This is a genomic window from Mesorhizobium sp. CA6 (genome assembly GCF_020165035.1).
Classification (GTDB): domain Bacteria; phylum Pseudomonadota; class Alphaproteobacteria; order Rhizobiales; family Rhizobiaceae; genus Mesorhizobium.
Genome location: NZ_JAIUHI010000002.1, coordinates 341,523 through 360,792, shown reverse-complemented (window position 1 = coordinate 360,792; position 19,270 = coordinate 341,523). Strand labels below are relative to the sequence as shown.

At 64.8% G+C, this 19,270-nt stretch carries 15 protein-coding genes; 14 read left to right on the top strand and 1 reads right to left on the bottom strand.

The features are described 5' to 3' along the window. Positions 1 to 5 precede the first annotated feature (5 nt). The 14 genes from murD to LB526_RS03875 all read left to right on the top strand — a co-directional run bounded on the left by murD (position 6) and on the right by LB526_RS03875 (position 18,349). The gene (gene murD, locus LB526_RS03940; RefSeq protein ID WP_224626263.1) at positions 6 to 1,406 is read left to right on the top strand and encodes a UDP-N-acetylmuramoyl-L-alanine--D-glutamate ligase; all 1,401 of its coding nucleotides are present in this window, start codon (positions 6 to 8) and stop codon (positions 1,404 to 1,406) included. Then, the gene (ftsW, locus tag LB526_RS03935; protein WP_224626261.1) at positions 1,406 to 2,557 is read left to right on the top strand and encodes a putative lipid II flippase FtsW; all 1,152 of its coding nucleotides are present in this window, start codon (positions 1,406 to 1,408) and stop codon (positions 2,555 to 2,557) included. The genes murD and ftsW overlap by 1 nt, the downstream gene beginning before the upstream one ends. 6 nt (positions 2,558 to 2,563) lie before the next feature. Continuing rightward, complete coding sequence (murG, locus tag LB526_RS03930; protein ID WP_224626259.1) at positions 2,564 to 3,688, top strand: undecaprenyldiphospho-muramoylpentapeptide beta-N-acetylglucosaminyltransferase; 1,125 nt, start codon at positions 2,564 to 2,566, stop codon at positions 3,686 to 3,688. Then, entirely contained in the window at positions 3,685 to 5,091 is a 1,407-nt protein-coding gene (gene murC, locus LB526_RS03925; protein WP_224626257.1) for a UDP-N-acetylmuramate--L-alanine ligase, read from the top strand. Before murG ends, murC begins: the two co-directional genes overlap by 4 nt. Further along, positions 5,088 to 6,053, top strand: a complete 966-nt coding sequence (gene murB, locus LB526_RS03920; RefSeq protein ID WP_224626256.1) for a UDP-N-acetylmuramate dehydrogenase — start codon at positions 5,088 to 5,090, stop codon at positions 6,051 to 6,053. Before murC ends, murB begins: the two co-directional genes overlap by 4 nt. A 312-nt stretch (positions 6,054 to 6,365) precedes the next feature. Beyond that, a complete protein-coding gene (locus LB526_RS03915) occupies positions 6,366 to 7,292 on the top strand; it encodes a D-alanine--D-alanine ligase (protein ID WP_224626254.1) in 927 nt (308 codons plus the stop codon). Beyond that, on the top strand, positions 7,280 to 8,224 hold the full coding sequence (locus LB526_RS03910; protein ID WP_224626253.1) for a cell division protein FtsQ/DivIB: 945 nt from the start codon (positions 7,280 to 7,282) through the stop codon (positions 8,222 to 8,224). Before LB526_RS03915 ends, LB526_RS03910 begins: the two co-directional genes overlap by 13 nt. Then, positions 8,221 to 9,528 (top strand): cell division protein FtsA, encoded by a 1,308-nt coding sequence (ftsA, locus tag LB526_RS03905; protein ID WP_224626251.1) that lies wholly within the window; start codon positions 8,221 to 8,223, stop codon positions 9,526 to 9,528. The genes LB526_RS03910 and ftsA overlap by 4 nt, the downstream gene beginning before the upstream one ends. A gap of 67 nt (positions 9,529 to 9,595) precedes the next feature. Further along, positions 9,596 to 11,257, top strand: coding sequence for a cell division protein FtsZ (gene ftsZ, locus LB526_RS03900; RefSeq protein ID WP_224522863.1), 1,662 nt, complete (start codon positions 9,596 to 9,598; stop codon positions 11,255 to 11,257). 353 nt (positions 11,258 to 11,610) lie between these two features. Beyond that, positions 11,611 to 12,558: a UDP-3-O-acyl-N-acetylglucosamine deacetylase gene (gene lpxC / locus LB526_RS03895; RefSeq protein ID WP_224626249.1), complete on the top strand. Its 948-nt coding sequence runs from the start codon at positions 11,611 to 11,613 to the stop codon at positions 12,556 to 12,558. A gap of 202 nt (positions 12,559 to 12,760) precedes the next feature. Beyond that, complete coding sequence (locus LB526_RS03890; protein ID WP_224626247.1) at positions 12,761 to 13,630, top strand: outer membrane protein assembly factor BamD; 870 nt, start codon at positions 12,761 to 12,763, stop codon at positions 13,628 to 13,630. An 8-nt stretch (positions 13,631 to 13,638) separates the two neighbouring features. After that, the gene (recN, locus tag LB526_RS03885) at positions 13,639 to 15,312 is read left to right on the top strand and encodes a DNA repair protein RecN (protein WP_224626245.1); all 1,674 of its coding nucleotides are present in this window, start codon (positions 13,639 to 13,641) and stop codon (positions 15,310 to 15,312) included. A gap of 137 nt (positions 15,313 to 15,449) precedes the next feature. After that, positions 15,450 to 17,657: an NAD-dependent DNA ligase LigA gene (gene ligA, locus LB526_RS03880; RefSeq protein WP_224626243.1), complete on the top strand. Its 2,208-nt coding sequence runs from the start codon at positions 15,450 to 15,452 to the stop codon at positions 17,655 to 17,657. After that, entirely contained in the window at positions 17,657 to 18,349 is a 693-nt protein-coding gene (locus LB526_RS03875; protein WP_224626241.1) for a DUF2461 domain-containing protein, read from the top strand. Before ligA ends, LB526_RS03875 begins: the two co-directional genes overlap by 1 nt. A 24-nt stretch (positions 18,350 to 18,373) precedes the next feature. On the opposite strand, the gene LB526_RS03870 is transcribed toward LB526_RS03875, so the two are convergent. Further along, the gene (locus LB526_RS03870) at positions 18,374 to 19,132 is read right to left on the bottom strand and encodes an SDR family NAD(P)-dependent oxidoreductase (protein ID WP_224626239.1); all 759 of its coding nucleotides are present in this window, start codon (positions 19,130 to 19,132) and stop codon (positions 18,374 to 18,376) included. Between the last annotated feature and the right edge of the window lie 138 nt (positions 19,133 to 19,270).

Genomic DNA, 19,270 nt, shown 5'->3' with positions numbered 1-19,270 from the left:
GCTGCTTGATCCCCGCTGCTTCCTTTTCAGGCAAACGCATTTCGCTCTTCGGGCTTGGCGGCTCGGGGATCGCCACGGCGCATGCGCTGATCGCAGGCGGCGCCGAGGTGCTGGCCTGGGACGACAATCCGGACAGCGTCGCCAAGGCAGCGGCCGCGGGGATTACGACCGGAGATCTGCGCGCGGCCGACTGGCCGCGTTTCGCCGCCTTCGTGCTGTCGCCGGGGGTGCCGCTGACGCATCCGAAGCCGCATTGGACGGTGGAGCTGGCGCGCGGCGCCAGCGTCGAGGTGATCGGCGATATCGAGCTGTTCTGCCGCGAACGCAACAGCTACGCGCCGGCAGCACCCTTCATCGCGATTACCGGCACCAACGGCAAGTCGACGACGACGGCGCTGACGGCGCATATCCTGAAGTCGGCAGGCCGCGACACGCAGATGGGCGGCAATATCGGTCGTGCCGTCATGACGCTCGATCCGCCCGAGCCGACGCGGCACTATGTGGTCGAGTGCTCGTCCTACCAGATCGATCTCGCGCCCTCCATCAATCCGACCGCCGGCATCCTGCTCAACCTTACGCCAGACCATCTCGACCGGCACGGCACGATGGCGCATTACGCCTCGATCAAGGAGAGGCTGGTCGCCGGCAGCGACACCGCGATCGTCGGCGTTGACGATTCCTGGTGCGCCCAGATCGCCGACCGGCTGGAGCGCGCCGGCCGGCAGGTCATCCGCATTTCCAAGCGCCTGCCTTTGACCGACGGCTATTTCGCCGACGGCACCAATCTGATGGAAGCCGTGCACGGCCGCTACAGCCGCGTCGCCTTCCTCGAAGGCATCGGGTCGCTGCGCGGCCAGCACAACGCGCAGAACGCGCTGGCCGCCGTCGCCGCGTGCTTGAGGATCGGGCTCGATCTCGGCGAGATCCAGGCCGGCCTCGAGAGCTTCCCGGGGCTGGCGCATCGCATGGAGCAGGTCGGCCGCAAGGACCATGTGCTGTTCGTCAACGATTCCAAGGCGACCAATGCCGATGCGGCCGCACCCGCGCTATCGAGTTTCAACCGCGTCTATTGGATCGCCGGCGGCCTGCCCAAGGAAGGCGGCATCGAGCCGCTGCGCGGCTTCTTCCCGCGCATCGCCAAGGCCTATCTGATCGGCGAGGCGGCGCCCGCCTTCTCGGCGACGCTCGGCGAGGCGGTACCCTACGAAATATCCGGAACGCTGGCGGCGGCGGTCGAGCATGCCGCCAACGACGCGGCAAAGGACACCGGCGGCGAGGCCGTGGTGCTGCTTTCGCCGGCTTGCGCCAGTTTCGACCAGTTCAAGAATTTCGAAGTTCGCGGCGAAGCCTTCAGGCAAGCTGCGACTGCTATTGATGGGGTGAAATCCATCGGAGGGCCACGTTGATGCAAAGCCGTCTCGACAAAAGTCCTGTCGCCACCTGGTGGTGGACGATCGATCGCTGGTTCCTGGCGGCATTCCTGTCGCTGATGGGACTGGGCATCGTGCTGTCCTTCGCCGCAAGTCCGGCGGTGGCCGAGCGTATCGGCCTCGATAGCTTCCACTTCGCCACGCGCCAGATCATCTTCACCATCCCGGCGCTTATCGTGATGCTGGCAGTCTCTTTCCTGGAGGCGCGGCAGATAAGGCGCATGTCGCTGGTGATGATCTGCATCATGCTGGTGCTGATGGTGGCGGTGCTCTACATCGGCGTCGAGGTGAAGGGGGCGCGGCGCTGGGTGTCGCTTGCGGGCCTTTCCATCCAGCCGTCCGAGTTCCTGAAACCGGCCTTCGTCGTCATCTGCGCCTGGCTGTTTGCGGAGCACAGGCGCCAGCCCGACATTCCCGGCAATCTGTTCGCCATGCTTTTGCTGGCGCTGGTCATCTCGCTTCTGGTAGCCCAGCCCGATCTCGGCCAGACCATGCTGGTGCTGGGCACCTGGGGCGTGATGTTCTTCATGGCCGGCCTGCCCTGGTTCTGGATCGTCGCGCTGGGGGCTGCCGGGGTCGGCGGCGTGTTCGCGGCCTATACGGTGTTTCCGCACGTCGCCGCGCGCATCGACAAGTTCATGACCGGCGAAGGCGACACCTTCCAGGTCGATATGGGCCGCGAGGCGCTGATCAATGGCGGCTGGTTCGGCGTCGGCCCGGGCGAGGGCACGGTGAAGCGGGTCATCCCCGACAGCCACGCCGACTTCGTCTTCTCGGTCGCCGGCGAGGAGTTCGGCCTCATAATGTGCTTCTTCATCATGTCGATCTTCGCCTTCATCGTGCTGCGCGGCCTGAGCATCGCGCTCAAGGAGCAGGACGATTTCACCCGCTATGGGGTGGGCGGCCTCGTCACCGTCTTCGGCCTGCAATCGGCCATCAACATGTGCGTGAACCTGCAGCTGATGCCGGCCAAGGGCATGACGCTGCCCTTCATCTCCTATGGCGGCTCCTCGCAGATCGCCATCGCCGTCTCGATGGGCATGGTGCTCGCCTTGACGCGCAAGCGTCCGGAAAAGCGCAAGCAGATGGGCTTCGTCCTTTCGCAGCGCGCAATGCCGGCGGAATGAGGCAGGATGGCGAAGGGGGTCATCCTGCTTGCGGCCGGCGGAACGGGCGGACATCTGTTTCCGGCCGAGGCGCTGGCGCATGAGCTGATCGAGCGCGGCTGGAAGGTGCATCTTGCCACCGACAATCGCGCCGAGCGCTATTCCCGCCATTTCCCGGCAGCCGACATTCACACCATCCCCTCGGCAACGCTGGGTTCGAAGAACCCGGTCGCCATGCTCTCGGCCTTCTGGAAGATCTGGCAGGGCGTGCGGGAGGCCGGCCGTGTAATCGCCAGGATCAAGCCGGAGGCTGTCGTCGGCTTCGGCGGCTATCCGACGCTGCCGCCGCTCTATGCCGCGACAAGGCGAAAAGTGCCGACGCTGATCCATGAGCAGAACGCCGTCATGGGCCGCGCCAACAAGGCGCTTGCCGGCCGCGTGGATGCAATTGCCGGCGGTTTCCTGCCGGAGGGCGCCAGCGCCGCCGGCGCAAAGACCGTGACCACCGGCAATCCGGTCAGGCCGCAGATCCTCGAAGCGGCGAAGGCGCCATATCTGGCCTCCAACGAGGGCGAGCCGTTCCGCTTCCTGGTGTTTGGCGGCAGCCAGGGCGCGCAATTCTTTTCCGATGCCGTGCCCGCGGCGATCGCGCTGCTGCCGCAAGACCTGCGCAAGCGGCTGGTGATCACCCAGCAGGCGCGCGCCGAGGATGTGGCGCGGGTGAAGGCCGCCTATGCCGATCTCGGCGTCGACGCCCAGGTTTCGCCCTTCTTTACTGACATGGCGGCGCGCATCGGGGCGGCGCATCTGGTGATGTCGCGTTCCGGCGCCTCGACGGTTTCGGAAATCGCCGTCATCGGCCGGCCGGCACTGCTGGTGCCTTATCCGCACGCGCTCGACCACGATCAGGCGGCGAATGCGGCAGCCCTTGCCGCCGCCGGGGGAGCCGAGCTCCATCCGCAGTCGACGCTGTCGGCGGCGCGCATCGCCGAGCTGGTCGGCGGGCTGGTCAAGGACCCGAACCGGCTGGCGACCATGGCCGCCGCCGCCCGCTCGGCCGGGAAACCGAACGCGGCGCGGTTGCTCGCCGATCTGACAGAGGCTATTGCGTCCGGCAAAACGGTTTCGGACTACAGGAGGACGCGCCCATGAAGATGCCGCAAACGATCGGGCTTGTGCATTTCGTCGGCATTGGCGGCATCGGCATGAGCGGCATCGCCGAGGTGCTGCACAATCTGGGCTACAAGGTGCAGGGGTCCGACCAAGCCGACGGCGCCAATGTGCAGCGGCTGCGCGACAAGGGTATCGAATGCTTCGTCGGCCACAGGGCCGAGAATCTCGGCGACGCCGAAGTGGTGGTCGTCTCGACCGCGATCAAGAAATCCAACCCGGAGCTCAAGGCCGCGCGGGAGAAGTTGCTCCCCATTGTCCGCCGCGCCGAAATGTTGGCCGAGCTGATGCGGTTCCGCCAGGCGGTCGCCATCGGCGGCACGCATGGCAAGACGACGACGACTTCGATGGTGGCGACCTTGCTCGAGGCTGGTGGGCTCGACCCGACCGTCATCAATGGCGGCATCATCAACGCCTACGGCACCAATGCGCGCATGGGCGACGGCGAGTGGATGGTGGTCGAAGCCGACGAGAGCGACGGCACCTTCCTGAAGCTGCCGGCCGACATCGCCGTCGTCACCAACATCGATCCCGAGCATCTCGACCACTATGGCAGCTTCGACAAGGTGCGCGAGGCGTTCCGCCAGTTCGTCGAGAACGTGCCGTTCTACGGTTTCGGCGTGATGTGCACCGACCATCCGGAAGTGCAGGCGCTGGTCGGCCGCATCGAGGATCGGCGCGTCATCACCTATGGCGAGAACGCGCAGGCCGACGTGCGCTTCACCAATCATCGCATGCAAGGCGCGATTTCCGAATTCGATATCGTCATCCGCGATCGCAAGGGGCGGGGCACGACCTCGATAAAGGACCTGCGCCTGCCGATGCCTGGCCGCCATAACGTCTCCAACGCGACGGCGGCCATCGCGGTCGCGCATGAGCTTGGCCTCTCGGCCGAGGCGATCAAGAAGGGCCTGTCGTCCTTCGCCGGCGTCAGGCGGCGCTTCACCCGTACCGGCTCGTGGAACGGCGTCGAGGTGTTCGACGACTACGGCCACCATCCGGTCGAGATCGCGGCGGTGCTGAAGGCCGCGCGCAGCGCGACCGAGGGACGGGTGATCGCCATCGCGCAGCCGCATCGCTTCACCCGGCTGCACGATCTCTTCGATGAATTCTCGGTCTGCTTCAACGACGCCGACACGGTGATGGTGGCGCCGGTCTATGCGGCAGGCGAGGAACCCATCGAAGGCGCGACCTCCGACGCGCTGGTGTCGCGCATCCGTTCCGGCGGCCACCGCGACGCGCGCTATATCGATGGCGCGGCGGCGATCGCGCCAGCCATTCGCGAGCTTGCCAAGCCCGGCGATTTCGTCGTCTTCCTCGGCGCCGGCAACATCACGCAATGGGCTTACGCGCTGCCCAAGGAACTTGGTGGAACGCCCTCATGATGCGCGGCCAGGACCTGATCGATAAACTCGGCGACAAGCTTGCCGGCCTGCGTGGCCGTATCACGCCGAACGCCGAGATGGACAAGATCACCTGGTTCCGGGCCGGTGGCCTCGCCGAGGCGTTGTTCCAGCCGGCCGACGAGGAGGACCTCGCGGCCTTCCTGCGCGCGGTGCCGGAAGAGATACCGGTCGTGGTGGTCGGCGTCGGCTCGAACCTTCTGGTGCGCGACGGCGGCATTCCGGGTTTTGTCGTCAGGCTCTCGGCCAAGGGTTTCGGCGAGGCCGAGACCACCGGGCCGACCACGATCAAAGCCGGCGCGGCGACGCCGGACAAGCGCCTCGCGGCGGTGGCGTATGAAGCCGGCATTGGCGGCTTCCATTTCTATCACGGCATTCCTGGCGCTGTCGGCGGCGCGCTCAGGATGAATGCCGGCGCCAACGGCGTCGAGACGCGTGAGCGGGTCGTCGAGGTGAGGGCCCTGGACCGCAGGGGCAATCTCCATACGCTGAGCAATGCCGATATGGGCTATGCCTATCGCCATTCGTCCGCGCCTGCAGGACTGATCTTCACCTCGGCCATTTTCGAAGGGTTTGCGGAAGACAAGGCGGCGATCAAGGCGGCAATGGATGCCGTGCAGAACCATCGCGAGACGGTGCAGCCGATCAGGGAGAAGACCGGCGGCTCGACCTTCCAGAATCCGGGAGGCACCTCGGCGTGGAAGGAGATCGACAAGGCCGGCTGCCGCGGGCTGATGATCGGCGGCGCGCAGATGTCGCCGATGCATTGCAACTTCATGATCAACACCGGCACGGCCACCGGCTACGACCTCGAATATCTGGGCGAGACGGTGCGGGCGCGGGTGCTCGAGAATTCGGGCATCCGGCTGCACTGGGAGATCAAGCGCCTCGGCAATTTCAGGCCCGGCCATGCGGTGCAGGAGTTTCTCGGGCAGCTTCTTTAGCTTAGGCTTAAGTTCATGTGATGCTTGAACTTCCAGTGATCTGAAACAGCCGTAGAACCGTTGCCTCAAAGACTCACAATTCACTTTTTGCGGCTGTTTTCGCGGAAAGTGAATCTCTCGGAATCATAGGTACTTGCCAGCGAATCAACTCTCTGATTCTCTGCCCTAAAGCGTTTCCTGATTTGAGTCGTTCGACGCGTTAAGCCGCGTTTTCCGTCTGGGGGGGCAACCTGCCGGAGGGCTCGGACTCAATGTTTGGAAATGCGGTGCGGGAATATCGGTTGCAGGCCCGGCGTGAGAGGGGATGACGGGATGAAGAAGAAACATGTGGCTGTCCTCCTGGGTGGATTCTCCTCGGAGCGGCCCGTGTCTCTGTCCTCGGGGAAGGCGTGTGCGGATGCGCTCGAGAATGAAGGCTATCAGGTCACCCGGGTCGATGTTTCGCGCGATGTCGGGTCTGTGCTTGCCGAGCTCAAGCCTGACGTCGCCTTCAACGCGCTGCACGGCCCGTTCGGCGAGGACGGCACCATCCAGGGAATTCTCGAATATCTCGCAATTCCCTACACCCATTCGGGTGTGCTCGCTTCGGCCCTGGCCATGAACAAGGAGCAGGCCAAGAAAATCGCCAAGGCGTCCGGCATTCCGGTCGCGGAGTCGAAGGTGGTCAACCGTTTCGCCGTCCAGAACAAGCATCCGATGAAGCCGCCTTATGTGGTCAAGCCGGTCAATGAGGGGTCGAGCTTCGGCGTGGTCATTGTGCATGAGGGGCAGTCGCATCCGCCGCAGGTGATCAGCTCCACGGAATGGCAATATGGCGAGATCGTTATGGTCGAGCGCTACATTCATGGCCGCGAATTGACCTGCGCGGTGATGGGCGATGTGGCGCTCGGCGTCTGCGAGATCATCCCGACCGGGCATTCCTTCTACGATTACGATTCAAAATACGTTCCCGGCGGATCAAAACACGAAATCCCTGCTAAAATTTCACCGAATATTTACCAAAAAATACAGACACTGGCCCTCAAGGCTCATCTTGCCATTGGTTGCCGGGGCGTCTCCCGATCGGACTTCCGTTACGACGATCGCCACTCCGAAAACGGCGAGGTTGTCTGGCTCGAGGTCAACACTCAGCCGGGCATGACGCCGACGTCTCTGGTGCCTGAAATCGCCGCGCAAGCGGGACATTCGTTCGGCGATTTGTTGAGTTGGATGGTGGAGGACGCTTCGTGTCTGCGTTGAGGTTGCGGCAGGGTAATGGCGTCGGCGCGGCTGGTCTCGCGCTGTTCGGTATGTCGCTGTCATTCGACCGTTTCGTTTTGCCGCGTCAGCTCCGCCGGCCGATGCGCGTGCTGGCGCGCCTGTGCGGCGGCGAGTATGAGGCGCCGCGCTTTTCGGCGGCGATCCTTTCCGCCGCGCTGATCGCGTCCAGCAGCGCCTACGGCGCCTATCTCGGCGGCTACGCCGACAGCATCGTGCAGGGCGTGACGGCGCGCACCGGCTTTGCCGTCGACCAGATCAAGGTGGTCGGCAACCGCCAGACCTCCGAGATCGATGTGCTCGACCGGCTCGGCCTCGACGGCTGGACCTCGCTGATCGGCTTCGATGCCGAGGCCGCGCGCGCGCGCATCGCGACGCTGCCGTGGGTCGAGGGAGCCGCTGTGCGCAAGATCTACCCGCATACGCTGGAAGTGCGCATAGAGGAGCGCCAACCCTTCGCGCTTTGGCAGCAGGGCACCTCGGTCTCGGTCATCGAGCGATCGGGCGAGATGATCGCGCCGTTCTCGGGCGGCAAGCAGGCGCTGCTGCCGCTGATCATCGGCACCGGCGCGCCGGCCATGGCGCCGGCCTTCCTCGCCAAGATCGAGCGCTTTCCCGAGCTTGCGGCGCGGGTCAAAGGCTACATTCGGGTCGGCGAACGGCGCTGGGACCTGAGGCTTGAGAACGGCATCACGATCAAGCTGCCGGAAGACGGCGAGGACCAGGCGATCGCCGAGCTCGTCAAGATCGACCATGACAACGGATTGCTGACCCGCGACATCGCCGCCGTCGACATGCGGCTTTCCGACCGGCTGGTCGTGGAGCTGTCGCCGGAAGCGGCGACACAGCGCGAAGCAGCGCTCAGCGACAAGCCGAAGTCCCTGGCCAAGCGCAAGGTGGAGAGAAAGATATGAGCTGGCTTGGCGGCGGCAGCGACGCTTCTTCGCGCCGGTCGGGCACGCTCACGGTGCTCGATGTCGGCTCCAGCAAGGTCTGCTGCGTCGTGGCGAAGCTGAAGCCGAACGAGGACGGCAAGCTGCTGCGCGGACGTTCGCATCGCATCCAGGTGATCGGCATCGGCCACCAGAAATCGCAAGGCGTGAAGTCCGGCGTGGTGGTCGATCTCGATCGCGCCGAGCATGCCATCCGGCTTGCCGTCGATGCGGCCGAGCGCATGGCCGGGCTCACCGTCGATTCCCTCATCGTCAACATGACGGCCGGCCGGCTGAAGAGCGAAGCCTTCTCGGCGACGATCAATCTCGGCGGCCATCAGGTCGAGGAAGTCGACATCAAGCGCGTGCTCGCCGCCGGCGCCAAGCAGGCGCTCCGGGCCGAGCGCGAGGTGATCCACTCGTTGCCCGTCGGTTTCTCGCTCGACGGCGAGCGCGGCATGCGCGACCCGCGCGGCATGATGGGCGATGCGCTTGGCGTCGACATGCATGTGCTGACGGGCGACGCGGCGCCGATGCGAAATTTGGAGCTTTGCATCAACCGCTCGCATCTGTCGGTCGAGCGCATGGTGGCGACGCCCTATGCCAGCGGGCTTGCCTCGCTGGTCGACGACGAGCTCGAAATGGGCGCAGCCTGCATCGATATGGGCGGCGGCACGACGACCATCTCGGTGTTCTCGGAGGGCAAGTTCGTTCATGGCGACGCGATCGCCATCGGCGGCAACCATGTGACGCTCGACATGGCCAAGGGCCTGTCGACCTCGCTCGATGCCGCGGAACGGCTGAAGGTGATGCATGGCTCGGCGCTGCCCGGCAGCGCCGACGACCGCGACCTCGTCTCGATCCAGCCGATCGGCGAGGAAGGCGATATACCGCTGCAGATCCCGCGCTCGGTAATGACGCGCATCATCCGCGCCCGTATCGACGAGACGCTGGAGCTTCTGCGCGACCGGCTGAACAAGTCCGGCTACGGCAATGCCGTCGGCAAGCGGGTGGTGCTCACCGGCGGCGCAAGCCAGCTCGCCGGTCTGCCGGAAGCGGCGCGCCGCATTCTCGGGCGCAATGTGCGCATCGGCCGGCCGCTCGGCGTCGCAGGCCTGCCGGAGGCGGCCAAGGGACCGGCGTTCTCGACCCCGGTCGGACTGATGATCTATCCGCAGATGGCGAGCTTCGAGAGCCATTCGGCGAAAGGACTTTCCGGTTTCAGGATGACCGGAACGGGCGGAAAACTGCATCGCATGAGTCAGTGGTTGAGAGACAGTTTTTGATTTGACGGGGACAGCCCCATAGGCGGCCGCAGCGGCGAGGCGGCGGGAAAGGCAAAGGACGGAGACAATGACCATCAATCTGCAGAAGCCGGACATCACCGAGCTCAAGCCACGCATCACCGTGTTCGGTGTCGGCGGCGGCGGCGGCAATGCCGTGAACAACATGATCACAGCCGGCCTGCGCGGCGTCGAGTTCGTGGTGGCCAACACCGACGCGCAGGCGTTGACGATGTCCAAGGCCGAGCGGCTGATCCAGCTCGGCGCGCATGTCACCGAAGGCCTCGGCGCCGGCTCGCAGCCGGAAGTCGGCCGCGCGGCGGCGGAAGAGTGCATCGACGAGATCATCGATCATCTCTCCAACACCCATATGTGCTTCGTCACCGCCGGCATGGGCGGCGGCACCGGCACGGGCGCCGCTCCGGTCGTTGCCCGCGCGGCGCGCGAGAAGGGCATCCTCACCGTCGGCGTCGTCACCAAGCCGTTCCATTTCGAGGGCCAGCGCCGCATGAAGACGGCCGACATGGGCATCGAGGAACTGCAGAAATGCGTCGACACGCTGATCGTCATCCCCAACCAGAACCTGTTCCGGCTGGCCAATGACAAGACCACCTTCGCCGATGCCTTCGCAATGGCCGACCAGGTGCTCTATTCGGGCGTCGCCTGCATCACCGACCTGATGGTCAAGGAAGGCCTGATCAACCTCGACTTCGCCGACGTCCGCTCGGTGATGCGCGAGATGGGCAAGGCGATGATGGGCACGGGCGAGGCTTCGGGCGAGGGCCGCGCGATGGCCGCCGCTGAAGCCGCCATCGCCAACCCGCTGCTCGACGAGACCTCGATGAAGGGCGCCAAGGGCCTGCTGATCTCGATCACCGGCGGCCGCGATCTCACCCTGTTCGAGGTGGACGAGGCCGCGACCCGCATCCGCGAGGAAGTCGACCAGGACGCCAACATCATCCTGGGCGCCACCTTCGACGAAGAGCTGGAAGGCGTGATCCGCGTGTCGGTCGTCGCCACCGGCATCGACAAGTCGGCGGCCGAAATCGCGGCTGCGCCGATCTCGATCCGCGCGCCGCAGAAGCCAGCCGCCCGCCCGGCGGTGGCTCCGGTTGCCGAAATCCGCCCCGCTCCGGTTCAGCCGCAGGCTTATGAGCCGCGCGCGGTCGATCCGGTCGCGGAAGCGATCCAGCTTGCCGAGGCCAACGCCGCCGCCATGGCGCAGCCGCGCCCCGTGCCGGTCGACGACTTCCGGCCGCAGAGCAAGATCTTTCAGGCCCCGCCCGCCCAGCCGCAGCCGCAACCGGTGGTGCCGCAGCAGGTGATGCAGCAGCCCGCGCCGCAGCGCGAGATGCCGCAGCCGTTGGCCGCGGCCCCGCAGCGCATGCCGCGCGTGGAAGACTTTCCGCCGGTGGTAAGGGCTGAAGTCGAAGCCAAGAGCCGGCCCGCGGACCATGAGAACAGCGGTCCGATGGGGCTGATCAAGCGGCTGACCAACGGCCTTACCCGCCGCGAGGAAGAGCCTGCCCGGCTCCAGCCGGCGCAGCCGCGCGAGCCGAAGCTGCGCCAGGCCGCGCCCGAGATGCGCCGTCTCGCCAGCCAGGATCCTGCGCTCTATGCGCCGCGCCGCGGCCAGCTCGACGACCAGGGCCGGCTGACGCCGCAGGCCCGCACAGTCCAGGAAGACGACCAGCTGGAAATCCCGGCCTTCCTGCGCCGCCAGGCCAACTGATCGATACGGCGGACCGCCGATCGTTAACGGTATATAACAGTTGTTAACAGGCAGACGAGAAATCGTCTGCCTGTTGCTTTTGCAAAAGACATTTAAAACAAGGCTTTACGAGCTGTTTCTGACGCATTTCCGTGGTTACACGGGGTAAGAAACCGTGATTTGGAGTCTCCAGGGCGGGCCATTATCTTCGCCACGGACTAAAGTCGGTTTGCCGGGACGGGGAGTAGCCCTGCCTGCCGATTATACAGAGCCGCATGCTCTTGCTTATTTTGCCGCCTTTGCGCGAGCGTCAGACGTCAGTCTGGCTGCAAGATACCCAAGGCCGATGGAGCGGACGCAGGCATTCAGGGCGTATGGGGTTACTCTTGCACGACTATCAGACGACAGTGAAATCGCGCGTGACGCTGGCTGGCATCGGCGTCCATAGCGGCAAAACCGTGACCGTTCATTTCCTGCCGGCCGATGCCGATACGGGCATCGTCTTTCATCTTTCGAATGGCGGCGAAGCCCGGGAGCTCCGCGCCCTGGTCGCGGAAGTCGGCGCCACCGATCTCTGCACCATGCTTGGCGATCCGGCCGGCGATCATATCGGCACCGTCGAGCATCTGATGGCCACAGTGTTCGGTCTCGGCATAGACAATTTGATCATCGAGATCGACGGTTCGGAAGTCCCCATTCTCGACGGCAGCGCCACGGCTTTCGTCGAAGCCATCGACCAAGCCGGCATCGAGACGCTGGCGGTGAAGCGCCGCTATATCCGCATCGTCAAGCCGGTGCGCGTGGAAGCCGGCGCATCCTGGGCGGAATTCCGCCCCTATGACGGCACGCGATTCGAGGTCGAGATCGATTTCGAAAGCCCGGCGATCGGCCGCCAGCAATTCGCCTCCGACATCAATCCCGACATCTTCCGCCGCGACATCGCGCGGGCGCGGACCTTCGGCTTCATGAAGGATGTCGAACGGCTTTGGGCCGCCGGCTACGCGCTCGGCTCGTCGCTGGAAAACTCGCTGGTCATCGGCGACGACAACCGTGTCATCAATGTCGGCGGGCTGCGCTATCCCAATGAATTCGCCCGCCACAAGACGCTCGATGCGATGGGCGACCTGGCGCTGGCCGGCGCGCGCTTCATCGGCTGTTTCCGTTCCTATCGCGGCGGCCACCGGATGAACGCGTCTGCGTTGCGCCGGCTGCTTTCCGACCACACGGCCTTCGAGATTGTCGAGACGAGGCGCCGCGAGCGCGGCCGCGTCGCCGAGATGATCGCTGTCAGCCGGCCGGTCTACGCACCTTGGGTGATCTGATTTTTAACCGTTTTCTGGTTTTTTAGGGCGGCTTGTGTTGCATGATTGCATCACGAATCGCTGAAATTGCACAACCTCCGGCGTAGCGTCAGCCCGCCACAAAAATGTGCGATTGGCCGGACATAGCGTTGCCGGGCAAGGGGATAATGGTTTATGGCTTCGGCCCGGGACCGAAACGACGCCGAAGGGGCGGAATCCAAACATGTTTTTTTCGCGAGTTGGTCAATCGGTAGCGCCGCGTCGGGGTGTTTTGCTGGCGCTGTCGCTGGTTGCTCCCGCGCTCGTGCTGTCGGCCTGCATGTCTTCCGAGAAGGATGTCAACCTGGCGACCTATGTCGACCAGACCGAACCGGCCGACGTTCTCTACAATCAGGGCCTGGCCAATATGAATGCCGGCCGCCTCGATGAGGCCAGCAAGAAGTTCGATGCCGTCGATCGCCAGCATCCCTATTCGGAATTCGCGCGCAAATCGATGGTGATGGGCGCTTTCGCCGATTATCGCGCCGGCAATTACGACGAGGCGATCGGTTCGGCCAAGCGCTACCTGACCCTCTATCCCTCGACAGACGACGCGGCTTACGCACAGTACATCATCGGCCTCTCCTACTATCGGCAGATCAAGGACGTCACCCAGGACCAGAAGGAAGCGCGCCAGACCATCCAGACCATGCAGGATCTGGTGACGCGCTGGCCGAACTCCGAATATGTCGGCGACGCCAAGGACAAGATCCGCTTCGCCAGCGACCAGCTCGCCGGCAAGGAGATGCAGGTCGGCCGCTACTATCTCGAGCGGCGCGAATACATCGCCGCCGTGAAGCGTTTCCGCACCGTGGTCGAGAACTATTCCAACACCCGCCATGTCGAGGAGGCGCTCGCGCGCCTGACCGAGTCCTATTATGCGATGGGCCTGACCTCGGAAGCGCAGACGGCAGCGGCGGTGCTTGGTCACAATTATCCGGACAGCCCGTGGTACAAGGATTCCTACAAGCTCCTGCAGAGCAACGGGCTTGAACCCCGCGAAAATGCCGGATCGTGGATTTCCAAGGCCGGGAAGCTGATCACCGGCGCCTGAAACTTGCGATGCTGTCCAGACTGTCGATCCGCGATATCGTCCTGATCGAGAAGCTGGACATCGACTTCCTGCCTGGGCTTTCGGTGCTGACCGGCGAAACCGGCGCCGGCAAATCCATCCTGCTCGATGCGTTGTCGCTGGCGCTTGGGGCGCGCGGCGATGCCTCGCTCGTCCGCCATGGCGCCGCGCAAGGCCAGGTCATTGCGGTGTTCGACGTGCCGCGCAACCATCCGGCACGCGCGTTGCTCGCCGGAAACGACATCGAGGATGATGGCGACATCATCCTGCGCCGCGTGCAGACGGCCGATGGCCGAACCCGCGTCTTCGTCAACGACCAGCCCTCCAGCGTCACCCTGATGCGCGATGTCGGCCGCGCGCTGGTCGAGATCCATGGCCAGCATGACGAGCGGGCGCTGGTCGATCCCGGCGCGCATCGCGAATTGCTGGACAGTTTCGGCGGCCATCTGGGCGCCGTGCGCGGCACGGGCGAAGCCTGGCGGTACTGGCGAAACTGCGAGCAGGAGCTTTCCCGGCATCGCGCCAAGGTCGAGGCGGCGGCGCGCGAAGCCGATTATCTGCGCGCTTCCGTGGCCGAGCTCGCAAGACTCGACCCGCAGCCGGGCGAGGAAACGGAGCTTGCGGAATTGCGCGCGACGATGATGCGCGTCGAAAAGATCGCCGCCGAGATCCATGATGCGCAGGATGCGCTGTCGGGGTCGTCCTCGCCCTTGCCGCAACTCGCCAGCCTGTTGCGGCGGCTGCAGCGCAAGTCCAGCGAAGCCCCCGGCCTGCTCGACGACGTGGTGAAATCGCTCGACGAAGCGATGATCTCGCTCGACGCCGCGCAGTCCGGCGTGGAAGCGGCGCTTCGCGCCACCGAATATGATCCGCAGCGTCTGGAGAAAGCGGAAGAGCGTCTGTTTGCGTTGCGCGCCGCCTCTCGCAAGCACAGTGTCGCGGTCGACGATCTGGCGCAGCTGCGCGACACGATGGTGGCCGATCTTGCCGACCTCGATGCCGGCGAGGAGCGGCTGCACGCGCTGGCCAAGCAGGCCGCCGCGGCGCGCGAGGCCTACGATATTTCCGCGGCGCAGCTGTCGTCGCTGCGCCATGCGGCGGCGGCGGGCCTGACCAAGGCTGTGATGGCGGAACTGCCGGCGCTCAAGCTCGAACGGGCCGAGTTCATCGTCGAGATGGGAAGCGATGCCGAAAGCCGCATGGAAGAAGGCATCGACCAGGTCGAATTCTGGGTGCGCACCAATCCGGGCACCCGGCCGGGACCGATGATGAAGGTCGCTTCCGGCGGCGAGCTCTCGCGCTTCCTTTTGGCGCTGAAGGTGGCACTGGCCGATCGCGGCTCGGCGCCGACGCTCGTGTTCGACGAGATCGACACCGGCGTCGGCGGCGCGGTGGCCGACGCCATCGGCCAGCGGCTGGCGCGGTTGTCGAAGCGGGTGCAGGTGCTTTCCGTGACGCATGCGCCGCAGGTTGCGGCACGCGCCGCCACGCATTTCCTGATCTCCAAATCCGGCGGCAAGGACCGCGTCGCCACCGGCATTGCCGAAATGGACCGCACGGCGCGCCAGGAAGAAATCGCGCGCATGCTGGCCGGCGCCACCATCACCGACGAAGCGCGCGCGGCAGCGGAGCGGTTGCTGCGCGAGAACACGGCCGCCGCTTAGAAAGTTGGGCCTCTTCGGTTCCAATCCGAGTCAGCAGATGGCTGCATCGTGCTGTTCAGCAATGATTTGTGCGCAAGCCCACTCCCTGCCGTCAAATCCTGATTTATAGTGGCGCGCCACAATCCAAGGACTGATGCATGTCGGAAAAACCCGTCGATTCGTTGAGCGAAGGCGAAGCCGCGGATGAGCTGAAGCAACTGGCGGCGGAGATTGCCGAGCATGACCGGCGTTATCACACCGAGGACGCGCCGACGATCACCGACGCCGAGTATGATGCGCTGCGCCGGCGCAACCTCGCCATCGAAGAGCGCTTCCCCGATCTCGTGCGTGAGGATTCACCGACGCGGCGGGTCGGCGCCCCGCCCGCGGAGGGCTTCACCAAGGTGCGGCACGCGGTGCCGATGCTGAGCCTCGCCAAGGCCTATACCGACCAGGACGTCGCCGATTTCATTGAGCGCGGAAGGCGTTTCTTCGACCGCGACAAGGACCTCGACATCGCCTTCACCGCCGAACCGAAGATCGACGGGCTGTCGGCCTCGTTGCGCTACGAGAGCGGCGTGTTCGTGCAGGGCGCGACGCGTGGCGACGGCACGGTCGGCGAGGACATCACCGCCAATTTGAAAACGATTGCCGACATCCCGAAGAAGTTGCAGGGTTCGGGCTGGCCGGAAATCATCGAGATCCGCGGCGAGGTCTACATGACCTATGCCGAATTCGAGGCTTTGAAGCAGCGTTCAGCGGCGGTCGGCGGCCAGGATTACGTCAATCCGCGCAACACGGCTGCAGGGTCGCTGCGCCAGAAGGATCCATCGGTCACCGCCAGCCGCAATCTGAAATTCTTCGCCTATGCCTGGGGCTATACGACAGCGGACCCAGCGCCGACGCAGTTCGATTCCGTACGGAAGTTCAAGGAATGGGGCTTCAAGGTCAGCCCGCTGATGGTGCGGGCGAAGTCCATCGACGACCTGATCGCGCATTACCACCGCATCGAGGAGCAGCGCTCCTCGCTCGGCTACGACATAGACGGCGTCGTCTACAAGGTCGACCAGCTCGAGCTGCAGCGCCGCTGGGGTTTCGTCACCGGCGAGCCGCGCTGGGCGGTCGCCCACAAATTTCCGGCCGAGCAGGCGATGACGACCGTCGAGAGGATCGACATCCAGGTCGGCCGTACCGGCACGCTGGCGCCGGTGGCGCGGCTTGCGCCGGTCACGGTCGGCGGCGTGGTGGTCGAGAATGTCACGCTGCACAATGAAGACTACATCAAAGGTTTCGACAGCAACGGCCAGCCGATCCGCGACGGCATCGACGTGCGTATCGGTGACACGGTGGTCATCCAGCGGGCAGGGGATGTCATCCCGCAGATTGTCAGCGTCGTCATCGATAAGCGGCCCGCTGGCGCGGTGCCCTATGAATTCCCGCATACCTGCCCGGTCTGCGGCTCGCCGGCGACGCGCGAGATCAACGAGAAGACGGGCAAGGAGGATTCGCGGCGGCGCTGCACCGGCGAGATGATCTGCGCCGCGCAGGCGGTCGAAAGGCTGCGTCACTTCGTGTCGCGCGGCGCGCTCGACATCGAAGGCCTCGGTGCCGAAAACATCGACCTGTTCTTCAATTCTGGGCTGGTGAAGACCGCCGCCGATATTTTCACGCTGAAGGACCGAAGGCCCGCCGTCACCAGGGCGCTAGCCGAGCGACGGGAGGAGCAGGCGAGGCTGCGCGAGGAAGCCTCGGGCAAGGCGCGCAAGAATGTTCGCAGCGTCGAGGAGCGTAATTATGAAGGTCTCGACAAGTTGTTTTCGGCCATCGACGCGCGCCGCGAGCCGGAGCTCGACCGTTTCATCTTCGCACTCGGTATCCGCCATATCGGCGAGACCACGGCGGCCGTGCTTGCCCGCCAATTCTCGACCATCGAGGAGCTGATCCGTATCGGCAAGGAGACGGCGAAGGCCGAGGATCCGCACAGCGTGTTCCCATCGATCAACGGCATCGGCGATACGGTGATCAACGCGTTGCGCGACTTCTTCGGCAATGAGCGCAATGACGACGTGCTGGACGCATTGCTGGCGCAGGTTCATCCGAAACCCTACGTCATGGAAATCTCGGCCGGCAGCGAAGTCTCGGGCAAGACCGTGGTGTTCACCGGCTCGCTGGAAAAGATGACGCGATCCGAAGCCAAGGCGATGGCGGAGCGGCTCGGCGCCAAGGTCGCTGGCTCGGTTTCGGCCAAAACCGACCTGGTAGTGGCGGGTCCCGGCGCCGGCTCGAAGCTGAAAGTTGCGAGCGATCTCGGCATCGAGGTGATCGACGAGGACACATGGCTGCAGCGGATCGGCAGGGGCGGCTAATGACTGGAGCGTTCAAGGGTTTTGGGCCGAAGGCCATTCCGTTCCTGAAGGCGCTCGACTTCCACCAGAGCCGTGAGTGGTTCCAGGAAAACCGCGACCTTTACGACAGCGAGCTGCATGGGCCGTTCTGCGATCTGGTCGAGACGCTCACAGAGCGTTTCGAGGCGGCCAAGCTCGGCTTGCGCGGTGACCGCAAGAAATCGCTGTTCCGCATCAATCGCGACGTGCGCTTTTCCAAGGACAAGCGGCCCTACAACCGGCATCTCTCGGCGATTCTGTCGCCCGACGGCACCAAGATGGAGCAGGGGGTCTTCTATGTGCATATCGGTCTGGAGCGCTGCTTTGCCGGTGTGGCCTGGTGGCAGCCGGCGCCTGAATTGCTGCAGGCGATGCGCAAGGCGATCGTGACCAAGCCGGCCGCGTTCCGCGGCATGGTCGCATTGCTCAACAAGGCCGGCCTGGAGCTCGATGCGGAAGACCGCCTGAAGCGGGCGCCGCGCGGTTTCGAGGATGTCGGTGACGAGGATCTCGGCCAGGCGGTGCGCAACCGGCATTTCGTGGTCCGGCACGACATCGATCCGGCGACGATCCATTCGCCGGCGCTGGTCGACGATCTCGTCGGCTTCACGCTTGGCGCCAAGCCGCTGCTCGACTGGGGCCGGGCGATCCAGGGGACGGCTGTCGCGGCCTGACGCCGCCTCCGGCTGTCGCCGGGCTTACATCCGCATCAGCAGGCCGCCGTCGACGGCAAGCTCGATGCCGGTGATATAGCTCGCGGCGTCCGAGAGCAGGAAGAGCGCGGCGTGTGCCATGTCCTGCGGCGTGCCGATGCGGCCGAGCGGCGTATAATTCGCCACGGCGGCACGCTTTTCGTCGGTGTCCCAGCGCGCCTGCAGCGGCGTCAGCGCCATGCCGGGGCAGATCGCGTTGGAGCGTATGCCGTCGCCGGCAAGCTGCATGGCAAGCGACTTCGACAGCGCGCAGACGCCTGCCTTCGAGGCCTGATAGGCATCCTGAGGCTTCAGGTCACCGCGATACCATTGAATGGTCGAGAAATGCACCATGGCGCCGCCGCGGCCGCCGGCGCGCATCTGCGGAACGACCGCGCGTGCGGTGCGCACGAAGGATTTCAAGTTGATGTTGAAGACCTGATCCCAGACATCGAGGTCCATTTCGAGCGCCGATTTGTCGCGACCGAACCACAATACGCCGGCGACATTGGCGAGATAGTCGATGCCGCCACGCTCGCGGCCCGCCGCACCGATGGTCCGTTCCACGAAGGCCGCGTCGGTCAAATCGCCCTGGGCGAAGGTGAGCCGCTCGTCATACGAGGCGAGGGAGGCCGGACGCGGCTTGATGTCGATGGCGGTGACGGAGGCGCCGGCATCGAGCAGCGCCAGCGCGATCGCTTCGCCCATCCCGCCGCCAGCTCCGGTGACGACCGCATGCCGGCCCGTGAAATCATAGATGACCATTCATCCCCCCTCGGTTCTTGCTGCAAGGCGCGGCGCTATCTCTGCGCCAAGGCGCGATGGCGGGACAATAGGGGCCGACAAAAAATCCATCAAGCCGTATTCGAAAAAATTTGCCAAAATAGAAAATCACGATATCGT

Excerpts from the sequence above, each read along its gene's own strand:
- LB526_RS03870 (WP_224626239.1), bottom strand. The coding sequence starts at position 19,132 with ATGGTCATCTATGATTTCACGGGCCGGCATGCGGTCGTCACCGGAGCT.
- murG (WP_224626259.1), top strand. The coding sequence starts at position 2,564 with ATGGCGAAGGGGGTCATCCTGCTTGCGGCCGGCGGAACGGGCGGACAT.
- murB (WP_224626256.1), top strand. The coding sequence starts at position 5,088 with ATGATGCGCGGCCAGGACCTGATCGATAAACTCGGCGACAAGCTTGCC.
- ftsW (WP_224626261.1), top strand. The coding sequence starts at position 1,406 with ATGCAAAGCCGTCTCGACAAAAGTCCTGTCGCCACCTGGTGGTGGACG.
- LB526_RS03875 (WP_224626241.1), top strand. The coding sequence starts at position 17,657 with ATGACTGGAGCGTTCAAGGGTTTTGGGCCGAAGGCCATTCCGTTCCTG.
- LB526_RS03890 (WP_224626247.1), top strand. The coding sequence starts at position 12,761 with ATGTTTTTTTCGCGAGTTGGTCAATCGGTAGCGCCGCGTCGGGGTGTT.
- murC (WP_224626257.1), top strand. The coding sequence starts at position 3,685 with ATGAAGATGCCGCAAACGATCGGGCTTGTGCATTTCGTCGGCATTGGC.
- LB526_RS03915 (WP_224626254.1), top strand. The coding sequence starts at position 6,366 with ATGAAGAAGAAACATGTGGCTGTCCTCCTGGGTGGATTCTCCTCGGAG.
- lpxC (WP_224626249.1), top strand. The coding sequence starts at position 11,611 with ATGGGGTTACTCTTGCACGACTATCAGACGACAGTGAAATCGCGCGTG.
- ftsZ (WP_224522863.1), top strand. The coding sequence starts at position 9,596 with ATGACCATCAATCTGCAGAAGCCGGACATCACCGAGCTCAAGCCACGC.
- ligA (WP_224626243.1), top strand. The coding sequence starts at position 15,450 with ATGTCGGAAAAACCCGTCGATTCGTTGAGCGAAGGCGAAGCCGCGGAT.
- recN (WP_224626245.1), top strand. The coding sequence starts at position 13,639 with ATGCTGTCCAGACTGTCGATCCGCGATATCGTCCTGATCGAGAAGCTG.
- ftsA (WP_224626251.1), top strand. The coding sequence starts at position 8,221 with ATGAGCTGGCTTGGCGGCGGCAGCGACGCTTCTTCGCGCCGGTCGGGC.